Below are 15,603 nucleotides of genomic sequence, written 5' to 3'. Positions count from 1 at the left end.
AGCGCGATCCGCGCATCTTATGCACAGCGGATTGAAATCAGCGTTCCGGTTTGTCGTCCCGATCAATTAGTATCCGCTCGGCGGCTCCGTCGAGATCTTCGTATTGACCGCTTCGCAATGCCCAGACGAAGCCGGACACACCCAGTGCACCCAGAAAAAGGGCCACTGGTATGAGATAGAGCAACGTCGTCACGAGGATTATGCCGAATAGCTGACTGCGGAGCGTCCGACTTTTTGAATAACTTGCAGCGTCGCATTCGCCCCGAAGCCGTGCAAGCGCAATGCGTTTCCAATAACAAGCACCGATGAGGCAGACATGGCAATCGCCGCTAACAAAGGCGTGGCGTGCCCGAGGATGGCGATTGGTACTGCCACCGCATTGTAGACGATCGCAATCGCGATGTTCTGGCGGATCAGGTGTCCCGCCTTGCGCGAGACGTCCAGCGCGAGAGGCACTGCCAGAAGGCTTTCGCGCAGGAATACGAAGTCGGCGGCATTGCGGCCAATGTCGGCGGCGGTAGCTGGAGCGATCGAGACATGCGCCGCGCTGAGCGCCGGCGTGTCGTTGAGGCCGTCGCCAACCATCAGAACCTTGTGTCCGTCTTTCGCCAGGGTCTCGATGCGCTCGACCTTGCCGGATGGCAGCAGGCACGGAACGAAGTCCTTGACACCCAGCATTTCTGCGACTTCACCGCAGGCACCCGCAGTATCGCCCGACAGCATTTCCACTGACACCCCGGCATGGCTCAATTGCCCGATCGCCGCCTTGGCGTCTGCGCGCAGCGCGTCCTCAAAATCGAAGGTCGCGACAATGAACCCGTCTTTTGTCAGCACGGTTCCGCCATGTTTGCCTTCACCACCGGTCCGGGCTCTCCATCCAGCCCATCCGCGTCGGCCTAGCCGCCAGGTGCTTCCGGCTCCAGTGGCTTCGATTCCAAACCCTGGATGCTCGGTGACGGCATCAAATTTGTACTGCCCGCCGGGATGGGCAAAACCGGCTATGGCCTTTGAAAAAGGATGGCGGGAATGCGTAGCCATGTCTCCCGCGACTGCCAGCATGGCCGGATCGATCGACGATGCATTGACCAGCCGGGGCTGGCCGAGCGTGAGCGTTCCGGTCTTGTCGAACACCGCTGTATCAATCGTCGCCAGGCGCTCCATGGCAGAACCGTCCTTTACCATGATGCCGTTCTCAAACAGGCGCCGCGCGGCGACCACCTGAACGATCGGTACGGCGAGGCCGAGCGCGCACGGGCAGGTGATGATCAGAACGGCAATGGCGATGGTTATCGCCCGGTGCCAGTCGCCGGTCACCGCCATCCAGCCAAGGAACGTCGCGAAGGCTGTGAGATGAACCACCGGGGCATAGAGCGCTGAAACGCGATCGGCGATCCGGCGATAATGCGCGCGGCCGCCCTCTGCGGCTTCCATAAGACGAACCATTTCCGCCAGAAACGAATCCTTCGCGGCGGCTGTCGCCTCAATCGTCAGCGGGCCGGTAAGATTGAGCACGCCGGCCTGAACTGCTTCGCCCGGCGCCACGTTTTTCGGCGTGCTTTCGCCTGAGGCCAGCGAGCAGTCGAGATCCGACGTTCCCTGGATGATCTTGCCGTCGACGGGGATCCTCTCACCGGCTGCGATCAACAACCGCATGCCTGGTTCGATCTCGCCGACCGGCAAATAGTCGCGCGCGCCGTCGCTGCGCAGCACCATGGCGCCATGTGCGGCCAACTGGGACAGGCCTTTCACAGCGGTCCGGGCACGTTCGCGCATCACGTGATCCAACGTGCGGCCGATCAACAGGAAGAACAGCAGCGATACCGACGCGTCAAAATAGGCGTGATCGCCATGGTTGATCGTCTCGTAGAGGCTCATGGCGTAGGCGAGCGAAACACCGACCGCGATCGGCACGTCCATATTCATGCGGCCATGGCGCAAAGCATTCCAGGCCGAACGGAAGAAGATGCCGCCGGCGAAGGCGAGGGCAGGAATGGCGATCAGCGCCGAGACCCAGTGAAACAGGTCGCGGGTAGCACCTTCGGCGCCGGACCAGACCGAGACCGAAAGCAGCATGATGTTGCCCGCCGCAAAGCCGGCAACCGCGACCGCGCGGATCAAATCCGATAACGTCCTGTCCTTGTCGCCGACCTCGGAAGGGAAGAGATGCGCCTGGTAGCCTAGCCGCCCAAGCGCGACGACGAACGGTGGGACCTCGTCACCACGCCACCGGACAGAGACCCGTTTCGTCGACAGGTTGACGCGGGCGCTCTCGACGCGATCGAGCTTTCCCAGCGCCGTCTCGATCGTCTGGATGCAGCCTGCGCAATGAACCGTCGGTACTGAAAGATCGGTCTGGTGAAGATCATCGCCAAGCGATCGGCTCGCCAGCCTGATCTCCTGGCTGGACGGCAGGACCGATCCGGTGTTGACCAGATCAAGCGCCATTTCGGCGCCCGGTGCACAACAACTCATTGCAGCGCTCCATTGGAAATCATGATCCGGCGGACGTCGCGATACGGTTTGTCCAGACCGGCGTCGGCGTCGACTTCGACAATCCAGACGCCGTCCTTCGGCATGTGCTGGGCTGCGAATTCCTGGCCCGAGGCGGGTGCGAGGGTGACCGACTTGTCCTCCTTCTCGTACGCGGGATGGCGAAACAGCACCTTGACGCCGTGCAAGGGAACCGGCTTGCCGGCGACGTCGGCGAGGCCATAGCGAACTTCGCCCCATGCGATGGTCAGCTTGCCGGTCCAGCCAAGTGCTGCCTGCGCCCGTCCTTCCTCGGCCTTCTTGTTGAATTGCTGGCTCGCCACATAGGTGTTTTCGACGACGAGGCCAGTCCAGCTTGTGCTGGCGAGCGTTGCCATGGTCAGATTGACTGCGATGACCACGCCGAAAAAGGCCAGGATGATGACCAGCATGTGCCTGCCGGTGAATTCACGAGGCTTTTGTACATTGGCAGTCATCTGAGGGGCTCCGGCGCGTTGAAGGTGGCGGTGTACTCGTTCGACTCAAAGCTGGCTCTGTCCTCGACGCGGAACTTGAAGGTCTGTGCCGGAGCGCGGATCTGGTCCGCCGGCTGGCGAACGAAGACCCTCAGCATTTTCAGGCGGTCGGGTTCGACCGGAATGGCGAAGGAACGGCCTGCGGGGATGTCGTCGCCGACGACGACCATGTCAGCGCCTTCAAGGCCCTGCATGGTTACGACGATCGTCCTCGGCTCGGGGATCATGTTGAGCAGCTTGACGGTATAGCCATTGCGGATGGATCCGTCGGTCAGCGTGACGAACTGGGGATTGCGATCATGCAATACGTTCAGTTCGAGCCGATCGCGCGTCAGCAGCGAATAGAGCAGGCCGAGGCCGATCAGCGACCACAAGCCCATGTAGACGTAGGTGCGCGGCCGAAAGATCTTGCGGATGTGAAAATGCGCCACCTTGTCGGAGAACAGGCCATCAGCGGTCCTGATCAGCGATGGATTGACTGAGCTGGACCCGCCTGCAGTCGCCAGCATCATGTTGGCGTTGTAGTCGGAGAGCGTCGCATAGGCGATCAGCCCACGCTCCTTGCCGAGCTTGTCCATGACGCCGTCACAGGCGTCGATGCAGAGCGCGCAAGTGATGCATTCGAGCTGCTGGCCGTCGCGAATGTCTATCCCCATCGGGCAGACCGCGACACAGGCATTGCAGTCGACGCAGTCGCCCACGGGCTGGCCTGCGGCCAGCACCTTCTTGGCGTGGCGCGAACGCGGTTCGCCGCGCCAGTCATTGTAGGTGACAGTGAGGGAATTTTCATCGAGCATGGCCGCCTGGATGCGGGGCCACGGGCACATATAGGTGCAGACCTGTTCGCGCATCAGACCGCCGAACGTGTAGGTGGTAGCCGTCAGGACGGCGACAGTGATGTAGGCGACGGGCGCCGCAGTGCCGGTGAAGAGCTCGCCGAGCAGCGTCGGTGCATCGGCAAAGTAGAAGATCCAGGCGCCGCCAGTCGCCGCCCCTATGACCAGCCAGATGGTGTGCTTGGACACACGCAGCATGAGCTTGCGCGCGGTCCAGGGACCTGCGTCAAGTTTCATGCGGGCGTTGCGGTCCCCCTCGATCGCACGTTCGACGACGAGGAACAGATCGACCCACACCGTCTGAGGGCATGCATAGCCGCACCAGGCACGGCCGACAGTCGAGGTGATCAGGAAAAGACCGACGCCCGCCATGACCAGGAGGCCGGCCACATAGAAGAATTCCTGGGGCCATATCTCGATGAAGAAGAAGTAGAAGCGCCGGTTCGCGAGATCGAGCAGGACTGCCTGGTCCGGGGCAAATGGACCGCGAGCCCAAGGCAGCCACGCAGCCAGGTAGTAGATGCCAAGTGTGATCGTCATCACCAGCCATTTGAAGCGACGAAAGTTGCCCGAGGCGCGCTTCGGAAAGATCTTTTGACGCGCGGCATAAAGCGGCTTGCGGGTTTTGGCGGAATTGACAGTTTCTGTTTCGAGCCGTGTCAACTGCGTCTTATCACGCATGTGCAACTCCACTTTCCCAGCCAATGTCAGGGGCACCTGTCGTAAAGCCTCGCGGTAGGATAGCCTTGCCGGGTTGTGCAGATCGCATTAGGGATGGTGTCGAGGCCCGGCTCACGCCGGGCCTCGTCCGCTTGGCAGGGGGGACCGAAGAATAGGACTTCCATTCCTATTCTCCGCCGCCAAGCGAATGGACATAAACTGCAAGTTCCTTGACCTTGATCTCGCCGAGACGGCCAACCCAGGCCGGCATGACGCCCTGTTTTGGCGCACGGACCTGTGCGGCGATGGCTGTCTCACCGGATCCATAGAGCCAGATCGCATCGGTCAGGTCGGGGGCGCCGAATTCCCTGTTGCCTTTTGCATTGTCGCCGTGACAGGCGACGCAGTTCTCGGCAAAGACCTTGGCGCCGGGTTGGATCAGACTTGCATCGCGGACCTTGCCGGAAAGGCTGGCCACGTAGGCGCTGACTTGTGCGATCTGGTCGGCGGTAATGATGTCGCCGAAGGCCGGCATTTCCGACAGGCGCGTGTCCGGATCGGATGCGAAGCGGATGCCGTGCGTAATCGTCTGCTGGATCTGCTCGGCCTTGCCGCCCCATAGCCAGTCGTCGTCGTTGAGATTGGGAAAGCCCTTGGAACCTTGGGCGCCGGAGCCGTGACATTGTACGCAATTGACCTTGAAAGCGGCGCCACCGGCGGCGATTGCGAATTCGCGCAGGCCGTCGTCCGCGGAGATCTCCGAGACGCTCTTGGACTCCACCGCCGAGATATATTTGCCCTTGGCGGCCTCAGCCGCAGTCAGCTCGTTCCTGACCTCGTTGCGGCTGGAATAGCCGAGCACACCCTTCGTCGCCGAGTGCAACAGAGGCCATGCTGGATAGGCGATGGTGTAGCCTATCGCCCAGACAATGGTGACGTAAAAGGTGATAACCCACCATCTGGGAAGCGGGTTGTTCAGCTCCCGGATGCCATCCCATTCGTGGCCGGTGGTCGAGACGCCAGAGATTTCATCGATATGCTCGTCGCTCATGATCACTCGTCCTCGAGCGGAATGCGGGCCGCTTCGTCGGCCAGCCTTCGGCTGCCGGGGCGTAGGGCAAAGGCGATGCACCCCACGAAGAACAGCGCCATCGCAACCAGGCCCCAGCTGTCGGCAAACGCCCGCATCAAATTGTAGGTCATCAGCGTTCTCCTCAGCGGTAGCCGGCGGCTTCGTCGTAATTTTTGAAGTCGACCAGTGTGCCAAGCATCTGCAGGTAGGCGAGCAGGGCATCCATTTCGGTGACCTGTTGCGGGTTGCCGTCGAAGTCGCCGATCTTGGCTTTTGGGTAACGCGCCTCAAGGCCTGATGTGTCGGCATTGGGATCGGCCTGCGCCGCCAGATCCGCATTGGCGTGGACGATCATGTCATCGGTGTAAGGGACGGCTACAAGCCTGTTGGCGACCAGATGCGTTGAGAAATCCTTCACGTCGATCGGCGTGTCTTTCAGGAACCCATAGCTCGGCATGATCGATTCCGGCACCACCGAGCGCGGGTCGGTAAGATGCGCGACATGCCATGCATTCGAGTAGCGGTCGCCAACTCTGGCGAGATCCGGCCCGGTGCGCTTCGATCCCCACTGGAAGGGGTGATCGTACATGGACTCGGCAGCTAGGCTGTAGTGGCCATAGCGCTCAACTTCGTCGCGGAACGGCCTGATCATCTGGCTATGACAGAGGTAGCAGCCCTCGCGCATATAGATGTTGCGCCCGACAAGTTCGAGCGGCGAATAGGGGCGCATGCCTTCCACCTTCTCGATCGTATTGTCGAGATAGAAGAGAGGCGCGATCTCGACGATGCCGCCGACCGTCACCACGAGCAGCGAGCCAACGAGAAGAAGCGTGGCGTTCTTCTCGATGATTGCGTGTTTGTCCATCAAGCCCATTACCTGGCTCCTGATCGCGCAGGTCGGATGGCGACGGGGCTCGGCATCGGCTCCTCCTCGCGCTGGTGGCCGAGGATGGTCCTGGTGATGTTCCAGGCCATGATCAGCGCGCCGGAGAGGTACATGGCCCCACCGATGGCGCGCATGACATAGTAGGGGTGCATGGCGGCGACGGTCTCGGCGAAGGAGTAGACCAGGAAGCCCTGCTCGTCGTATTCGCGCCACATCAGGCCCTGCATGACGCCGGATACCCACATCACCGCGGCGTAGACAACGATACCAAGTGTCGCCAGCCAGAAATGCCAGGTGACCAGCCGCAACGAGTAGAGCCGTTGCCGGTTCCAGAGCTTCGGCACCATGTAGTAGATTGCGCCGAACGAGATCATGCCAACCCAGCCGAGCGCGCCCGAATGGACGTGGCCGATCGTCCAGTCGGTATAATGCGACAGCGAATTGACCGCCCGGATCGCCATGATGGGGCCTTCGAAGGTCGACATGCCATAGAAGGCGACGGCCATCACCATCATGCGTATGATCGGATCGGTGCGCAGCTTGTCCCAGGCGCCGGACAGCGTCATCAGGCCGTTGATCATGCCGCCCCAGGACGGCATCCACAGCATGATCGAGAACACCATGCCGAGCGTCTGCGCCCAATCGGGCAAGGCGGTGTAGTGCAGGTGATGCGGCCCGGCCCAGATGTAGAGAAAGATGATCGCCCAGAAATGGACGATCGACAGCCGGTACGAATAGACTGGCCGGTTCGCCTGCTTGGGCACGAAATAATACATCATGCCGAGGAAGCCGGCGGTGAGAAAGAAGCCGACCGCGTTGTGGCCGTACCACCATTGCGTCAAGGCGTCCTGGACCCCTGAAAAGGCGGAGTAGCTCTTGGAGCCCAGGAACGAGACTGGTATGGACAGGTTGTTGACCACATGCAGCATCGCGATGGTGACGATGAACGACAGGTAGAACCAGTTGGCCACGTAGATATGCGGTTCCTTGCGCTTCAGGATCGTGCCAAGGAACAGAATGAGGTAGGCGACCCAGACGATGGTCAGCCAGACATCCACATACCATTCGGGTTCGGCGTACTCGCGGCCCTCGGTGATGCCGAGCAGGTAGCCGGTCGCGGCCATGACGATGAACAGCTGGTAGCCCCAGAAGACGAACCAGGCCAGATCACGGCCGAAGAGGCGGGCGCGGCAGGTGCGCTGCACGACATACAGAGACGTGCAAAGCAGCGCGTTGCCGCCGAAGGCGAAGACGACACCGGATGTGTGCAACGGCCGCAAACGACCGAAATTGAACCAGGGCTGGATGTTGAGATCGGGGTAGGCGAGCTGCAGCGCGATCACCACGCCGACCAGCATGCCGACGACACCCCAGAACACGGTGGCGATCGCGCCGTAGCGGATCGGACCATCCATGTAAGCGGATGGGTCAATCGGAGCTGCTGGCTTGAACTCCGTGTTGCGCAACAGGATCGCAGTGAAACCAGCCACTGCGAAGAACAACACCCACATGTGTCGGCGGAAAGGTTCATCCACGCCGAAGCCGGCGGCCACCAGGGCCGCAAAAGCGAACACGCTTAGAAGGACGATCTCTGTGCCGAATTTCATTGCAGATCCCGATCTCGAATCTGGTGGATGCCAAATCCGCAGCGCACTAATCGCGCAGCCGCCGCCCCCTCGCCCTGATCTATGTCAGGCCGCAAGATTTTGTGTCGGCGGCGCAATCAGCAGGTGGCGAATGAACGAGGAACGCAGCGCGGGCTCACCCCCCTCATGGAAGGCGTTCCCTGGGTTGGGCGGGCGCAGACGCGATCGCTGAGGCGAAAGCTGAGGCCCTGCGCGCGTTGGATGCTATTGCCGATGCCCTGCCAAACGTTGTTCGGATCCCATTGGAAACGAACGCGATCGTTCCGCCGAGCCGTGGCAGATTAAGGACCATGCTTCGCCGGTATGTGCCGAAACACACCTGGCGATTGGTCACGTTCCTATCAAAGCCCGAAAGCTGTTTGTCTCGACCGTGACGCCGCTTCGTCGAAGGCGCGGCAACATCGCATTAAAAGGCAAACACGGCCCGCCCCGGAGTCATGCGACATGGCCTCGCCGCTTAGGGCCGCTCGCGTCCGCCGCCACAGCGCTTCTCCAGACGGCTTATGCTGTCCACCGTCACATGGCGTGCGTTCTCAATCCGAATCACCCCGTCAGCCCGCAATCGCGTCAGTTGGCGGCTCACGGTCTCGTTGGTGATTCCAAGGAAATCAGACATTTCGACACGCGTCAGCGGCAGATCGAAGGACGCCGACCCGGAAGCCGCATCGAGACTGGAATCGATATTCCGGGCCATCATGAGGAGAAAAGTCGCTACCTTTTCCGGAGCTGTCTTGCGCCCCAGCGTCACCATCCACTCGCGCGCCTCATCGAGTTCATTCAGCGTCTGTTTGAGCAGGCGATGCTCGAATTCCCGTGACGCCTTCATCATCCGTTCGACGGCCGCTCGCGGAAACGAACACAGCGTGACTGCTGTTGCCGCTTCCGCATTGATCGAGCTTTCCACCTTGAAAGGACGTCCCAGAAAATCCGGTGCAAACTGGAGACCGACGATCTGCTGGCGCCCATCCGACAGGCTCTTTGATAGCTTTACAACGCCTGAAAGCACGTTGGAGTAGCTGTCGACGTTCTGTGCCTCGCCGGTCAACTCCATTCCTGACTCGATCCGGCGACGCGAGCAAGTCTTGGCGAGCCCAACCAAATTGTCTGGATCGAGCGCACCGCAGACACCGCGACGCCGTGCCTCGCAAGGGAAGCAAAGAACAGGAATGCCGGAACTATGAATGTCTTGCCGAAAGGTCATGCGTTCGCCTTACCCGATCCTAACTGCCGGCAGGATACCCATCCAGGGTAGAGAAATCCTGCGGCGGTTTGTCCATGAGCGCGGCTGATCGAGATCAGGGTCTGCTTCAGCGATGCGTGCAGTGTTCCGGCGGGCAACACGGTGAACGCGAGATGCAATCGGAAATAGCTGTCAAACTCAGCGAGAACGTCCCACGCTACACCAGCTATCCGACGGCGCCGCATTTCCATTCGGGGATCGATGCTGCCATTTACCGTGGCTGGTTGGAGACGCTGGAAAGCGGCGACGAAATCTCGCTGTACCTGCACATTCCTTACTGCGACAAGCTCTGCTGGTTCTGCGCCTGCCACACCAAGCAGACGCACCAATATGAGCCGGTGGCCGCTTATCTGCGCTCGCTGAATGCCGAAATCGTCACGATTGCCGGTCTGCTGAGCGGCAAGGCACATGTCCGTGCAATCCACTTCGGTGGCGGTTCGCCAACTATTCTGAGGCCCGATGATATGGTTGCTCTTGGAGCGGCCTTGCGGGACAGCTTCGACTTTCTCCCGGATGCTACGGTCAGCATCGAAATCGAAACCAACGACATGGACAAGGCGCGCCTTGATGCACTTGCTCAAATCGGCGTAACCCGGGCGAGCCTCGGCGTGCAGGATTTCGATCCGCAAGTGCAAAAAGCAATTAATCGTGAGCAGAGTTTTTTGCAGACCAAGGCAGTCGTCGACGGGGTTCGTTCGCGGGGCGTCGAATCGGTCAATCTGGACCTGCTCTACGGGCTCCCGAATCAGACACGCGAGACGATCTGTTCCACGGTGGCGCAGGCACTGACCTTGGAGCCAGACCGGATGGCCCTGTTCGGCTACGCACATGTGCCCTGGTTCAAGAAGCATCAGACGATGATCGACGAGGCATGGCTGCCGAGTCCCACTGAGCGTTTCGCCCAATCTCAACTCGCGGCGCGGGCAATTGTCGCCAAGGGATATGAGGCAATAGGACTCGATCATTTCGCGAAGCCCGACGATGCGCTGGCCATAGCGGCCCGCGCAGGGGTTTTGCATCGCAATTTTCAGGGCTACACTGAGGATCGCTGCCCGACACTGATCGGACTTGGCCCTTCGTCCATCGGTCGTTTTCGCCAAGGCTACGTGCAAAACATGGCTTCGACTGCCGGGTACGGGCGCATGGTTGCGGATGGCGGGTTGGCTGCCGTCCGCGGCGTTGCCCTTTCCGACGACGATCGCGTCCGTGGCTGGATCATCGAGCGGCTGATGTGTGATTTTGCCTTCTCGGCAGTCGATCTGGTGGAGCGGTTCGGCAAAGCCGGCGAGCAGCTCCTTCATCGCTCGAGGTCCATCGCACTCCACGATCCTGCCCGAGCGCTTGAATTCGATGGTGACAGTTTCCTCGTACGGACTGAAAGTCGCCCCTTCATTCGAACCATCGCGGCCAAGTTCGATACATATTTCAAAGGGGGAACGGCGAGGCACTCGGTGGCGGTCTGAGCAAAGCACAGTGCGCTCGCCGTTTGGTCGATCGGCGAACCAGCTGCGTTCGTTTTGACCGCTCATAGGCGACTACCGCATCAAATCGAAAATGCAAACTTAGGCTGTTGCGCGGTATCTCCTTCCACATCCTCTCTTGCGCATACCTACATTCCAAGGGGTTTGATCCTATGCTTCGCGAGGAGCAGGTAGGTCGCGACAGCTAGGCAATGTTCCAGCTGCCCTAGCGGAGGAGTCACGATTTTCCGGCAAGCTCCGTCGGCAGACGTTCTTTTCTGGCCCTGGCAAAGGCTCGGTCGCCTTCCAGAAACGCCGCCAGCATGAAAGGGATGAGTTCTGCCACGGTTTCAGACTGACCATAGGTCTGACGGTAAAGTGCAGCATACTCCTTGAGTGTTTGGCTCAGCTCCGCGCTGACGGTAATGGTGATCTTCGAAGCTGTTCGGTCCGGAAGTTTTCCAAGTTTCAGGTCAGCCATGATAACTCCTGCTCAACTGGCGTATGGCCGCAGCACGATGTCCTTGTGCACGATGACGCGCAGTGGCCAACCTGGGCGGACGACGATGGTGGGCTGGATATTGAGGTTTTTTTCGGTGATGCGCTGGCCGGCTCGACTGGCGTTCTGCTGGGCTGATTCCCGGATCGCCTTGACCAGATCGCTCTCGTTTTCGCCGAGGCTGAATTCTGTGCCGACACCGAGCAATGTGGCAAGCGCCACTCCCTTGATCATCTGCCAAGTGTGGAAATCGACTTTGTCTTCCAGCCCTGCGTAGCCGGCGGTGTCGCTCGCGGGCAGATTGTCGATTTCGGCCGACGAGCCGTCGGGCAGCAGAATGCGCTGCCAGACCAGCAGCGCTCGCTTTTGCCCGAACGCGACGACGCTGTCGTAGACGCCGATAAGACGTGAGCCCTGCGGAATCAGCAATATGTTGCCCGTGACCGTGTCGTGCACATTTTCGGTGACTTGCGCGACGACAAGGCCCGGCAAATCGGAATTGATGCCGGTGATCAGGCTGGCGGCAATCACGCTGCCAGCCATCAGTTGATATGGCGAGATCGGCGTCTGAAGCGCATGCGGATTGTAGATCCCGCCAGTGCTCCGCTGGCTGAGAAAATCAAGCTTTCGCTGCTGATTGTTCTGGTCGCCTTCCGCCGCCGCCACCGAGGCTGACGCGCGTCCTGCTTCGGATTGGGGAAGCGCCTCAAATGGATGCTGAGCAGTTTGCACGCTCTCTCCGACATCTGTCTGTTGAGCTCGATTTTCGACGCGGAAAAGCACCCGCGATTCACGCGCTTCGATCGCCTGCTGCGCTAGACGCTGCTCCTCGGCCGAGATGTCTTGGCCCGGCACGATGCCGAGCTGGCGCTGCCGCTCGAGGATGGGGCGGCCGAGGTCGCCCGGCAAAGGTAGCCCAAGGACGGGAGGCTTTGGCTTCATGCCGGAATAGTCATGGGGAAGCGTATCGAGTCCCTCGGCGGTTGGTTTGCGCTCAGTGTTGTAGAGATCTTCCGCCTGATCCCTGATGCGAAGGGCCGGCCCCTGGAGGGCGATCATGGTAACGCCGAAGACAGCGCCGGATCCGAGCGCTGCGATAGCGATGATCACACCGCGCCTGAACCGCACCACGCGGCGGGGAGAGGCCCGAAGCTGCAGTTCCTCGGGATCCAGTTTCGGCGGGATGCCAGAGCGGGAATTTTCGATCATGAGCCCTCACCTCGCCGGCTGCCGCGAAAGAGCGAGATCCGCCGTTGCGGTTGCCTGCCGTCAATCCTGCTGATGCGGATCACCTGCTGCCGCTTGGTGCCGAGGCGAAGTTCGGCCGCGGCGAAGAGCCGATCGACGATGTAATAGTTGCCGCGCACGCGATAGTTGACGAGCTCGCTGCTCCCATCTGCGCCGACGATGAAGAGTGGTGGCGCCTCGCCCTGATCTATGCGACGAGGGAACTCAATATAGACCTTGCTGCCGTCGTCGAAGGCTCGCGTCGGTCTCCAGGGCGGTGTGTCGCCACTGATTGAGTAGCGAAAGCGAAGGTTTTCGAGCGCGATGTTCGACGCGACCGGTGTAACTGCCTCGGCTTGAGCATTGCGCTGGCGAAGCGCGATGATCTGGTCTTGGCTGTAGGTCCAGGAGATTGCCGCCATTGCGGTCTTCTCGGTGCTTTGAAGCTGCAAATGATAGGTCCGCCGGTCCGTCGTAATGACGACATTGGTGGCAAGACCCGGCGCGAAGGGTTTTACCAGAACATGGGTGCGCTGATTGTCACCGGTGCCGCTTGCGGTATCGCCAATGACCCAGCGCACGGTGTCGCCAGCCGACACGGCGGTTAGTTTCTCGCCCGGCTGCAGAGCGATGTCGGTCACGCGCTCCGGCGCGGCATAGAGTTGATAAAGCGCGCCATCGGTGAAGGGGTAGACTTGCACTGCATTAACATACCCGTACTTGGTGGGTTGCTGGGTCGCGGCTTTGTTGGCATCAGCGACGCGTTCTTCAGGAGGGCGCTTGTCCTCGGCCTTGCCGGGCTCGGGCTGCATTTGGCCAGGCAGCGGCAGTGGTTTTGGCACCTCGACAATTCTAATCGGCCTCTCCGGCGCTTTTTCGATCGCGGCCGGTTTGAAGTCGGCAGCGTCATAGGAAATCTCAGGCGGCGGCACCTTCTTCGATGCACAAGCGGAAACGACCGCTGCCGACACCGATAGGATCAGCACGGCACGAATCGGTGACATTTTACCTTTCATTGGTGGACTCCGTCGGAGAAAGGGGGGCTGGGACGGCGCTGTCGAGCTCGCGTGACCAGTCAATGGCATTGATGAAGACGCCGAGCGGATTCTTGCGCAGCTGATCCGTATTGCTTGGCGAGCGGATCACGATCGTGAGGATCGCAGTCCAGCGCATCGTGCTGGCAAGGCTTCCGCGCTCAAACACCTGCTCGGTCCATTTGACCTGGAATGAACTTTCGGAGGCTCTGACCACGCTGGTGACCTGTACCGAAACACTGCGCGTTCCGATCTGACCGAAGGGGTCGTTCGCCTTGGCGTATTCGTTGAGGAAGAGCGCTGCGCGATCGCTAGCAAAGTCGTACGCTGCCAACCAGTTCTGCCGAACCAAAACCGGATCGGTGGAAACGGAACGGACATTCTGGATGAAGCGGCCGAGATGCCAGGCGATCTGAGCATCCGAGGGCTCATAATTCCGGACCGCCGGCGCGACGGCGCGCGTCTCGCCGAAGCCATCGACCTCGACGACATAAGGCACGACACGGCTTTGCATCGACTGCCATACGAGTCCGCCGGAAAGCCCGGTCGCCAAGGCCAGGCAGCCAAGGGCCATGATCCGCCAGTTCCTGGCCTGCAGTCGAGATGAGCCGATGCGCTCGTCCCACAGTTGGGCGGCTTTTTGATACGGCGTGACCGGTTCGGGTGTTTTGCCGTAACGGTGCACGGGTCGCTTGAAGAGCATCTAGTCATCCTTGTCGTTGAGAGAGGGGTTGGCGCTGCCTCCCGGCCGGTCTCCGTCTCGGACAGCTTGCATGGCAGCGTGGCGATTTGCCCGGGCGGTCTGTTCAGAACGTAGGCGCCTTGCCCACGTCGGCGCCGAAACAGTGGCCGAACCGGCAGAGCGTTCGGTCATTGACGCTGTCGGCGCGCCGCCGGTCGCGGTCCACGCGGCATCGCGCCCGGCATCGGCGTTGCGCCCAACACTTGCAGTGGCGGATCGCGCTATGCGTATAGCGGCGCCGCCAGCTGCACTGGTTACACCATGCATTCCAGCAGCCACACCGGAGAGGCCAGCGTCGGGCGAGGTTGCGCGCCCGATCTGCCATGACGTGGAAGCAGCCGATCCCATTGTTGTGCCGGCTCGGATGGCGGCGAGACCGCCGCTGGTTGCCATACGCGCGCCAGCAAATGCTGTGCCTCCAGCAACGAGTGATACACCCGCTGCCGCCGCGGTCGTGCCGAGGGCGGCGCCCGCCCCAAGCTGCGGTGCGCCTGAGACAAGACCCGACGCGATCCCCGGCCCAAAAATGCCAAGGCCAAGCAGTGCCAGTGCGCCCAGTACCTGGGACATGGCACCGGCAAGATCCGGCTCCTTGCCTTGCAATGCGGAAGCGAACTCCCCGAAGAGCGTGGAGCCGATACCGACAATGACGGCGAGCACCATCACCTTGATGCCTGACGAGATAACATGGCCGAGCACGCGTTCGGCCAGGAACGCTGAACGGTTCCAAAGTGCGAATGGAACCAAAACAAAACCTGCCAGCGTGGTGAGCTTGAACTCTAGGATGGTGATGAAAAGCTGGATGGAAAGGATGAAGAAGGCGATGATAACCAGGAACCAGGCCATCAGCAGCACGAAGATGGTCAGTGCGTTGCCGAAGATTTCCGGGAAGCCCAGGAGCTGACTGGCTTGGTCAAGCATTGGCCAAGCACCTTCGAAACCGGTCGCGGCAATGCGGCCCGGGCGCAAGAGATTGTCTGCCGACAGATTGCCGGCCGACGCCTTAATCCCGAGACCGGCAAAAGAACGATAAACGATATCGGCGAGGTTCTTGAAATTGTTCAGAATGAAGGCGAAGACGCCAACATAGAGCACCTTGCGGACAAGCCGGCCGAGAACGCTGGTTTCGTCGCCGAGCGCCCACGCCAGGCCGGCAAGTGTGATGTCAATGCCGATCAGAATGGTAGTGAGGAAGGCGAGGTCGCCCGATAGCAGACCGAACCCGCTGTCGATGTAGCGGATGAAGGTCTCCATGAAGCGATCGATGACGCCAAGGTCGTTCATGCCGCTGCCTTT

At 60.7% G+C, this 15,603-nt stretch carries 15 protein-coding genes; 1 reads left to right on the top strand and 14 read right to left on the bottom strand.

Annotation, left to right across the window (positions count from 1 at the left end):
- Positions 1-37 precede the first annotated feature (37 nt).
- The 9 genes from ccoS to EN824_RS19635 all read right to left on the bottom strand — a co-directional run bounded on the left by ccoS (position 38) and on the right by EN824_RS19635 (position 9,306).
- Positions 38-193 carry a cbb3-type cytochrome oxidase assembly protein CcoS gene (gene ccoS, locus EN824_RS19675; RefSeq protein ID WP_081714250.1) on the bottom strand — a complete coding sequence of 52 codons (156 nt, stop codon included), beginning with the start codon at positions 191-193 and terminating at the stop codon, positions 38-40.
- A 5-nt stretch (positions 194-198) separates the two neighbouring features.
- A complete protein-coding gene (locus tag EN824_RS19670; RefSeq protein WP_126059322.1) occupies positions 199-2,472 on the bottom strand; it encodes a cation-translocating P-type ATPase in 2,274 nt (757 codons plus the stop codon).
- Complete coding sequence (locus EN824_RS19665; RefSeq protein ID WP_126057792.1) at positions 2,469-2,966, bottom strand: FixH family protein; 498 nt, start codon at positions 2,964-2,966, stop codon at positions 2,469-2,471. The genes EN824_RS19670 and EN824_RS19665 overlap by 4 nt, the downstream gene beginning before the upstream one ends.
- Positions 2,963-4,522: a cytochrome c oxidase accessory protein CcoG gene (gene ccoG / locus EN824_RS19660; RefSeq protein ID WP_126057791.1), complete on the bottom strand. Its 1,560-nt coding sequence runs from the start codon at positions 4,520-4,522 to the stop codon at positions 2,963-2,965. Before ccoG ends, EN824_RS19665 begins: the two co-directional genes overlap by 4 nt.
- Positions 4,523-4,688: 166 nt before the next feature.
- The gene (ccoP, locus tag EN824_RS19655) at positions 4,689-5,552 is read right to left on the bottom strand and encodes a cytochrome-c oxidase, cbb3-type subunit III (protein ID WP_126057790.1); all 864 of its coding nucleotides are present in this window, start codon (positions 5,550-5,552) and stop codon (positions 4,689-4,691) included.
- A gap of 2 nt (positions 5,553-5,554) precedes the next feature.
- Positions 5,555-5,704 carry a cbb3-type cytochrome c oxidase subunit 3 gene (locus EN824_RS19650; RefSeq protein ID WP_024502864.1) on the bottom strand — a complete coding sequence of 50 codons (150 nt, stop codon included), beginning with the start codon at positions 5,702-5,704 and terminating at the stop codon, positions 5,555-5,557.
- Positions 5,705-5,715: 11 nt separating this feature from the next.
- Complete coding sequence (gene ccoO / locus EN824_RS19645) at positions 5,716-6,447, bottom strand: cytochrome-c oxidase, cbb3-type subunit II (RefSeq protein WP_126057789.1); 732 nt, start codon at positions 6,445-6,447, stop codon at positions 5,716-5,718.
- Positions 6,447-8,066: a cytochrome-c oxidase, cbb3-type subunit I gene (gene ccoN, locus EN824_RS19640; RefSeq protein WP_126057788.1), complete on the bottom strand. Its 1,620-nt coding sequence runs from the start codon at positions 8,064-8,066 to the stop codon at positions 6,447-6,449. The genes ccoO and ccoN overlap by 1 nt, the downstream gene beginning before the upstream one ends.
- Positions 8,067-8,562: 496 nt before the next feature.
- The gene (locus EN824_RS19635; RefSeq protein ID WP_126057787.1) at positions 8,563-9,306 is read right to left on the bottom strand and encodes a Crp/Fnr family transcriptional regulator; all 744 of its coding nucleotides are present in this window, start codon (positions 9,304-9,306) and stop codon (positions 8,563-8,565) included.
- A 152-nt stretch (positions 9,307-9,458) separates the two neighbouring features.
- Between EN824_RS19635 and hemN the strand changes: the two genes are divergently transcribed.
- Positions 9,459-10,808: an oxygen-independent coproporphyrinogen III oxidase gene (gene hemN / locus EN824_RS19630; RefSeq protein WP_126059321.1), complete on the top strand. Its 1,350-nt coding sequence runs from the start codon at positions 9,459-9,461 to the stop codon at positions 10,806-10,808.
- A gap of 235 nt (positions 10,809-11,043) precedes the next feature.
- Here hemN and EN824_RS19625 read toward each other — a convergent pair whose 3' ends face one another.
- The 5 genes from EN824_RS19625 to trbL are packed head-to-tail and all read right to left on the bottom strand — an operon-like array spanning position 11,044 to position 15,591.
- Positions 11,044-11,286, bottom strand: a complete 243-nt coding sequence (locus EN824_RS19625) for a DUF2274 domain-containing protein (protein ID WP_126057786.1) — start codon at positions 11,284-11,286, stop codon at positions 11,044-11,046.
- Positions 11,287-11,298: 12 nt separating this feature from the next.
- The gene (locus tag EN824_RS19620) at positions 11,299-12,513 is read right to left on the bottom strand and encodes a TrbI/VirB10 family protein (RefSeq protein WP_126057785.1); all 1,215 of its coding nucleotides are present in this window, start codon (positions 12,511-12,513) and stop codon (positions 11,299-11,301) included.
- A complete protein-coding gene (gene trbG, locus EN824_RS19615; protein WP_127232321.1) occupies positions 12,510-13,535 on the bottom strand; it encodes a P-type conjugative transfer protein TrbG in 1,026 nt (341 codons plus the stop codon). Before trbG ends, EN824_RS19620 begins: the two co-directional genes overlap by 4 nt.
- A gap of 1 nt (position 13,536) precedes the next feature.
- The gene (trbF, locus tag EN824_RS19610) at positions 13,537-14,268 is read right to left on the bottom strand and encodes a conjugal transfer protein TrbF (protein ID WP_126063930.1); all 732 of its coding nucleotides are present in this window, start codon (positions 14,266-14,268) and stop codon (positions 13,537-13,539) included.
- Complete coding sequence (trbL, locus tag EN824_RS19605; RefSeq protein ID WP_126057783.1) at positions 14,269-15,591, bottom strand: P-type conjugative transfer protein TrbL; 1,323 nt, start codon at positions 15,589-15,591, stop codon at positions 14,269-14,271. It abuts the gene before it with no gap.
- Positions 15,592-15,603: the final 12 nt, after the last annotated feature.

The organism is Mesorhizobium sp. M8A.F.Ca.ET.181.01.1.1, from assembly GCF_004792025.1.
In the GTDB taxonomy this organism is placed as follows: domain Bacteria; phylum Pseudomonadota; class Alphaproteobacteria; order Rhizobiales; family Rhizobiaceae; genus Mesorhizobium.
The sequence above is the reverse complement of the archived record's forward strand: the minus strand, read 5'-3'. Positions and strand labels throughout refer to the sequence as shown.

What these genes read in the sequence shown, in the direction of transcription:
- ccoO (WP_126057789.1), bottom strand. Translation starts at nt 6,447, where the DNA reads ATGGGCTTGATGGACAAACACGCAATCATCGAGAAGAACGCCACGCTT.
- EN824_RS19625 (WP_126057786.1), bottom strand. Translation starts at nt 11,286, where the DNA reads ATGGCTGACCTGAAACTTGGAAAACTTCCGGACCGAACAGCTTCGAAG.
- trbF (WP_126063930.1), bottom strand. Translation starts at nt 14,268, where the DNA reads ATGCTCTTCAAGCGACCCGTGCACCGTTACGGCAAAACACCCGAACCG.
- EN824_RS19665 (WP_126057792.1), bottom strand. Translation starts at nt 2,966, where the DNA reads ATGACTGCCAATGTACAAAAGCCTCGTGAATTCACCGGCAGGCACATG.
- EN824_RS19635 (WP_126057787.1), bottom strand. Translation starts at nt 9,306, where the DNA reads ATGACCTTTCGGCAAGACATTCATAGTTCCGGCATTCCTGTTCTTTGC.
- trbG (WP_127232321.1), bottom strand. Translation starts at nt 13,535, where the DNA reads ATGTCACCGATTCGTGCCGTGCTGATCCTATCGGTGTCGGCAGCGGTC.
- ccoP (WP_126057790.1), bottom strand. Translation starts at nt 5,552, where the DNA reads ATGAGCGACGAGCATATCGATGAAATCTCTGGCGTCTCGACCACCGGC.
- ccoG (WP_126057791.1), bottom strand. Translation starts at nt 4,522, where the DNA reads ATGCGTGATAAGACGCAGTTGACACGGCTCGAAACAGAAACTGTCAAT.
- EN824_RS19650 (WP_024502864.1), bottom strand. Translation starts at nt 5,704, where the DNA reads ATGACCTACAATTTGATGCGGGCGTTTGCCGACAGCTGGGGCCTGGTT.
- ccoN (WP_126057788.1), bottom strand. Translation starts at nt 8,066, where the DNA reads ATGAAATTCGGCACAGAGATCGTCCTTCTAAGCGTGTTCGCTTTTGCG.
- EN824_RS19670 (WP_126059322.1), bottom strand. Translation starts at nt 2,472, where the DNA reads ATGAGTTGTTGTGCACCGGGCGCCGAAATGGCGCTTGATCTGGTCAAC.
- trbL (WP_126057783.1), bottom strand. Translation starts at nt 15,591, where the DNA reads ATGAACGACCTTGGCGTCATCGATCGCTTCATGGAGACCTTCATCCGC.
- EN824_RS19620 (WP_126057785.1), bottom strand. Translation starts at nt 12,513, where the DNA reads ATGATCGAAAATTCCCGCTCTGGCATCCCGCCGAAACTGGATCCCGAG.
- hemN (WP_126059321.1), top strand. Translation starts at nt 9,459, where the DNA reads ATGCAATCGGAAATAGCTGTCAAACTCAGCGAGAACGTCCCACGCTAC.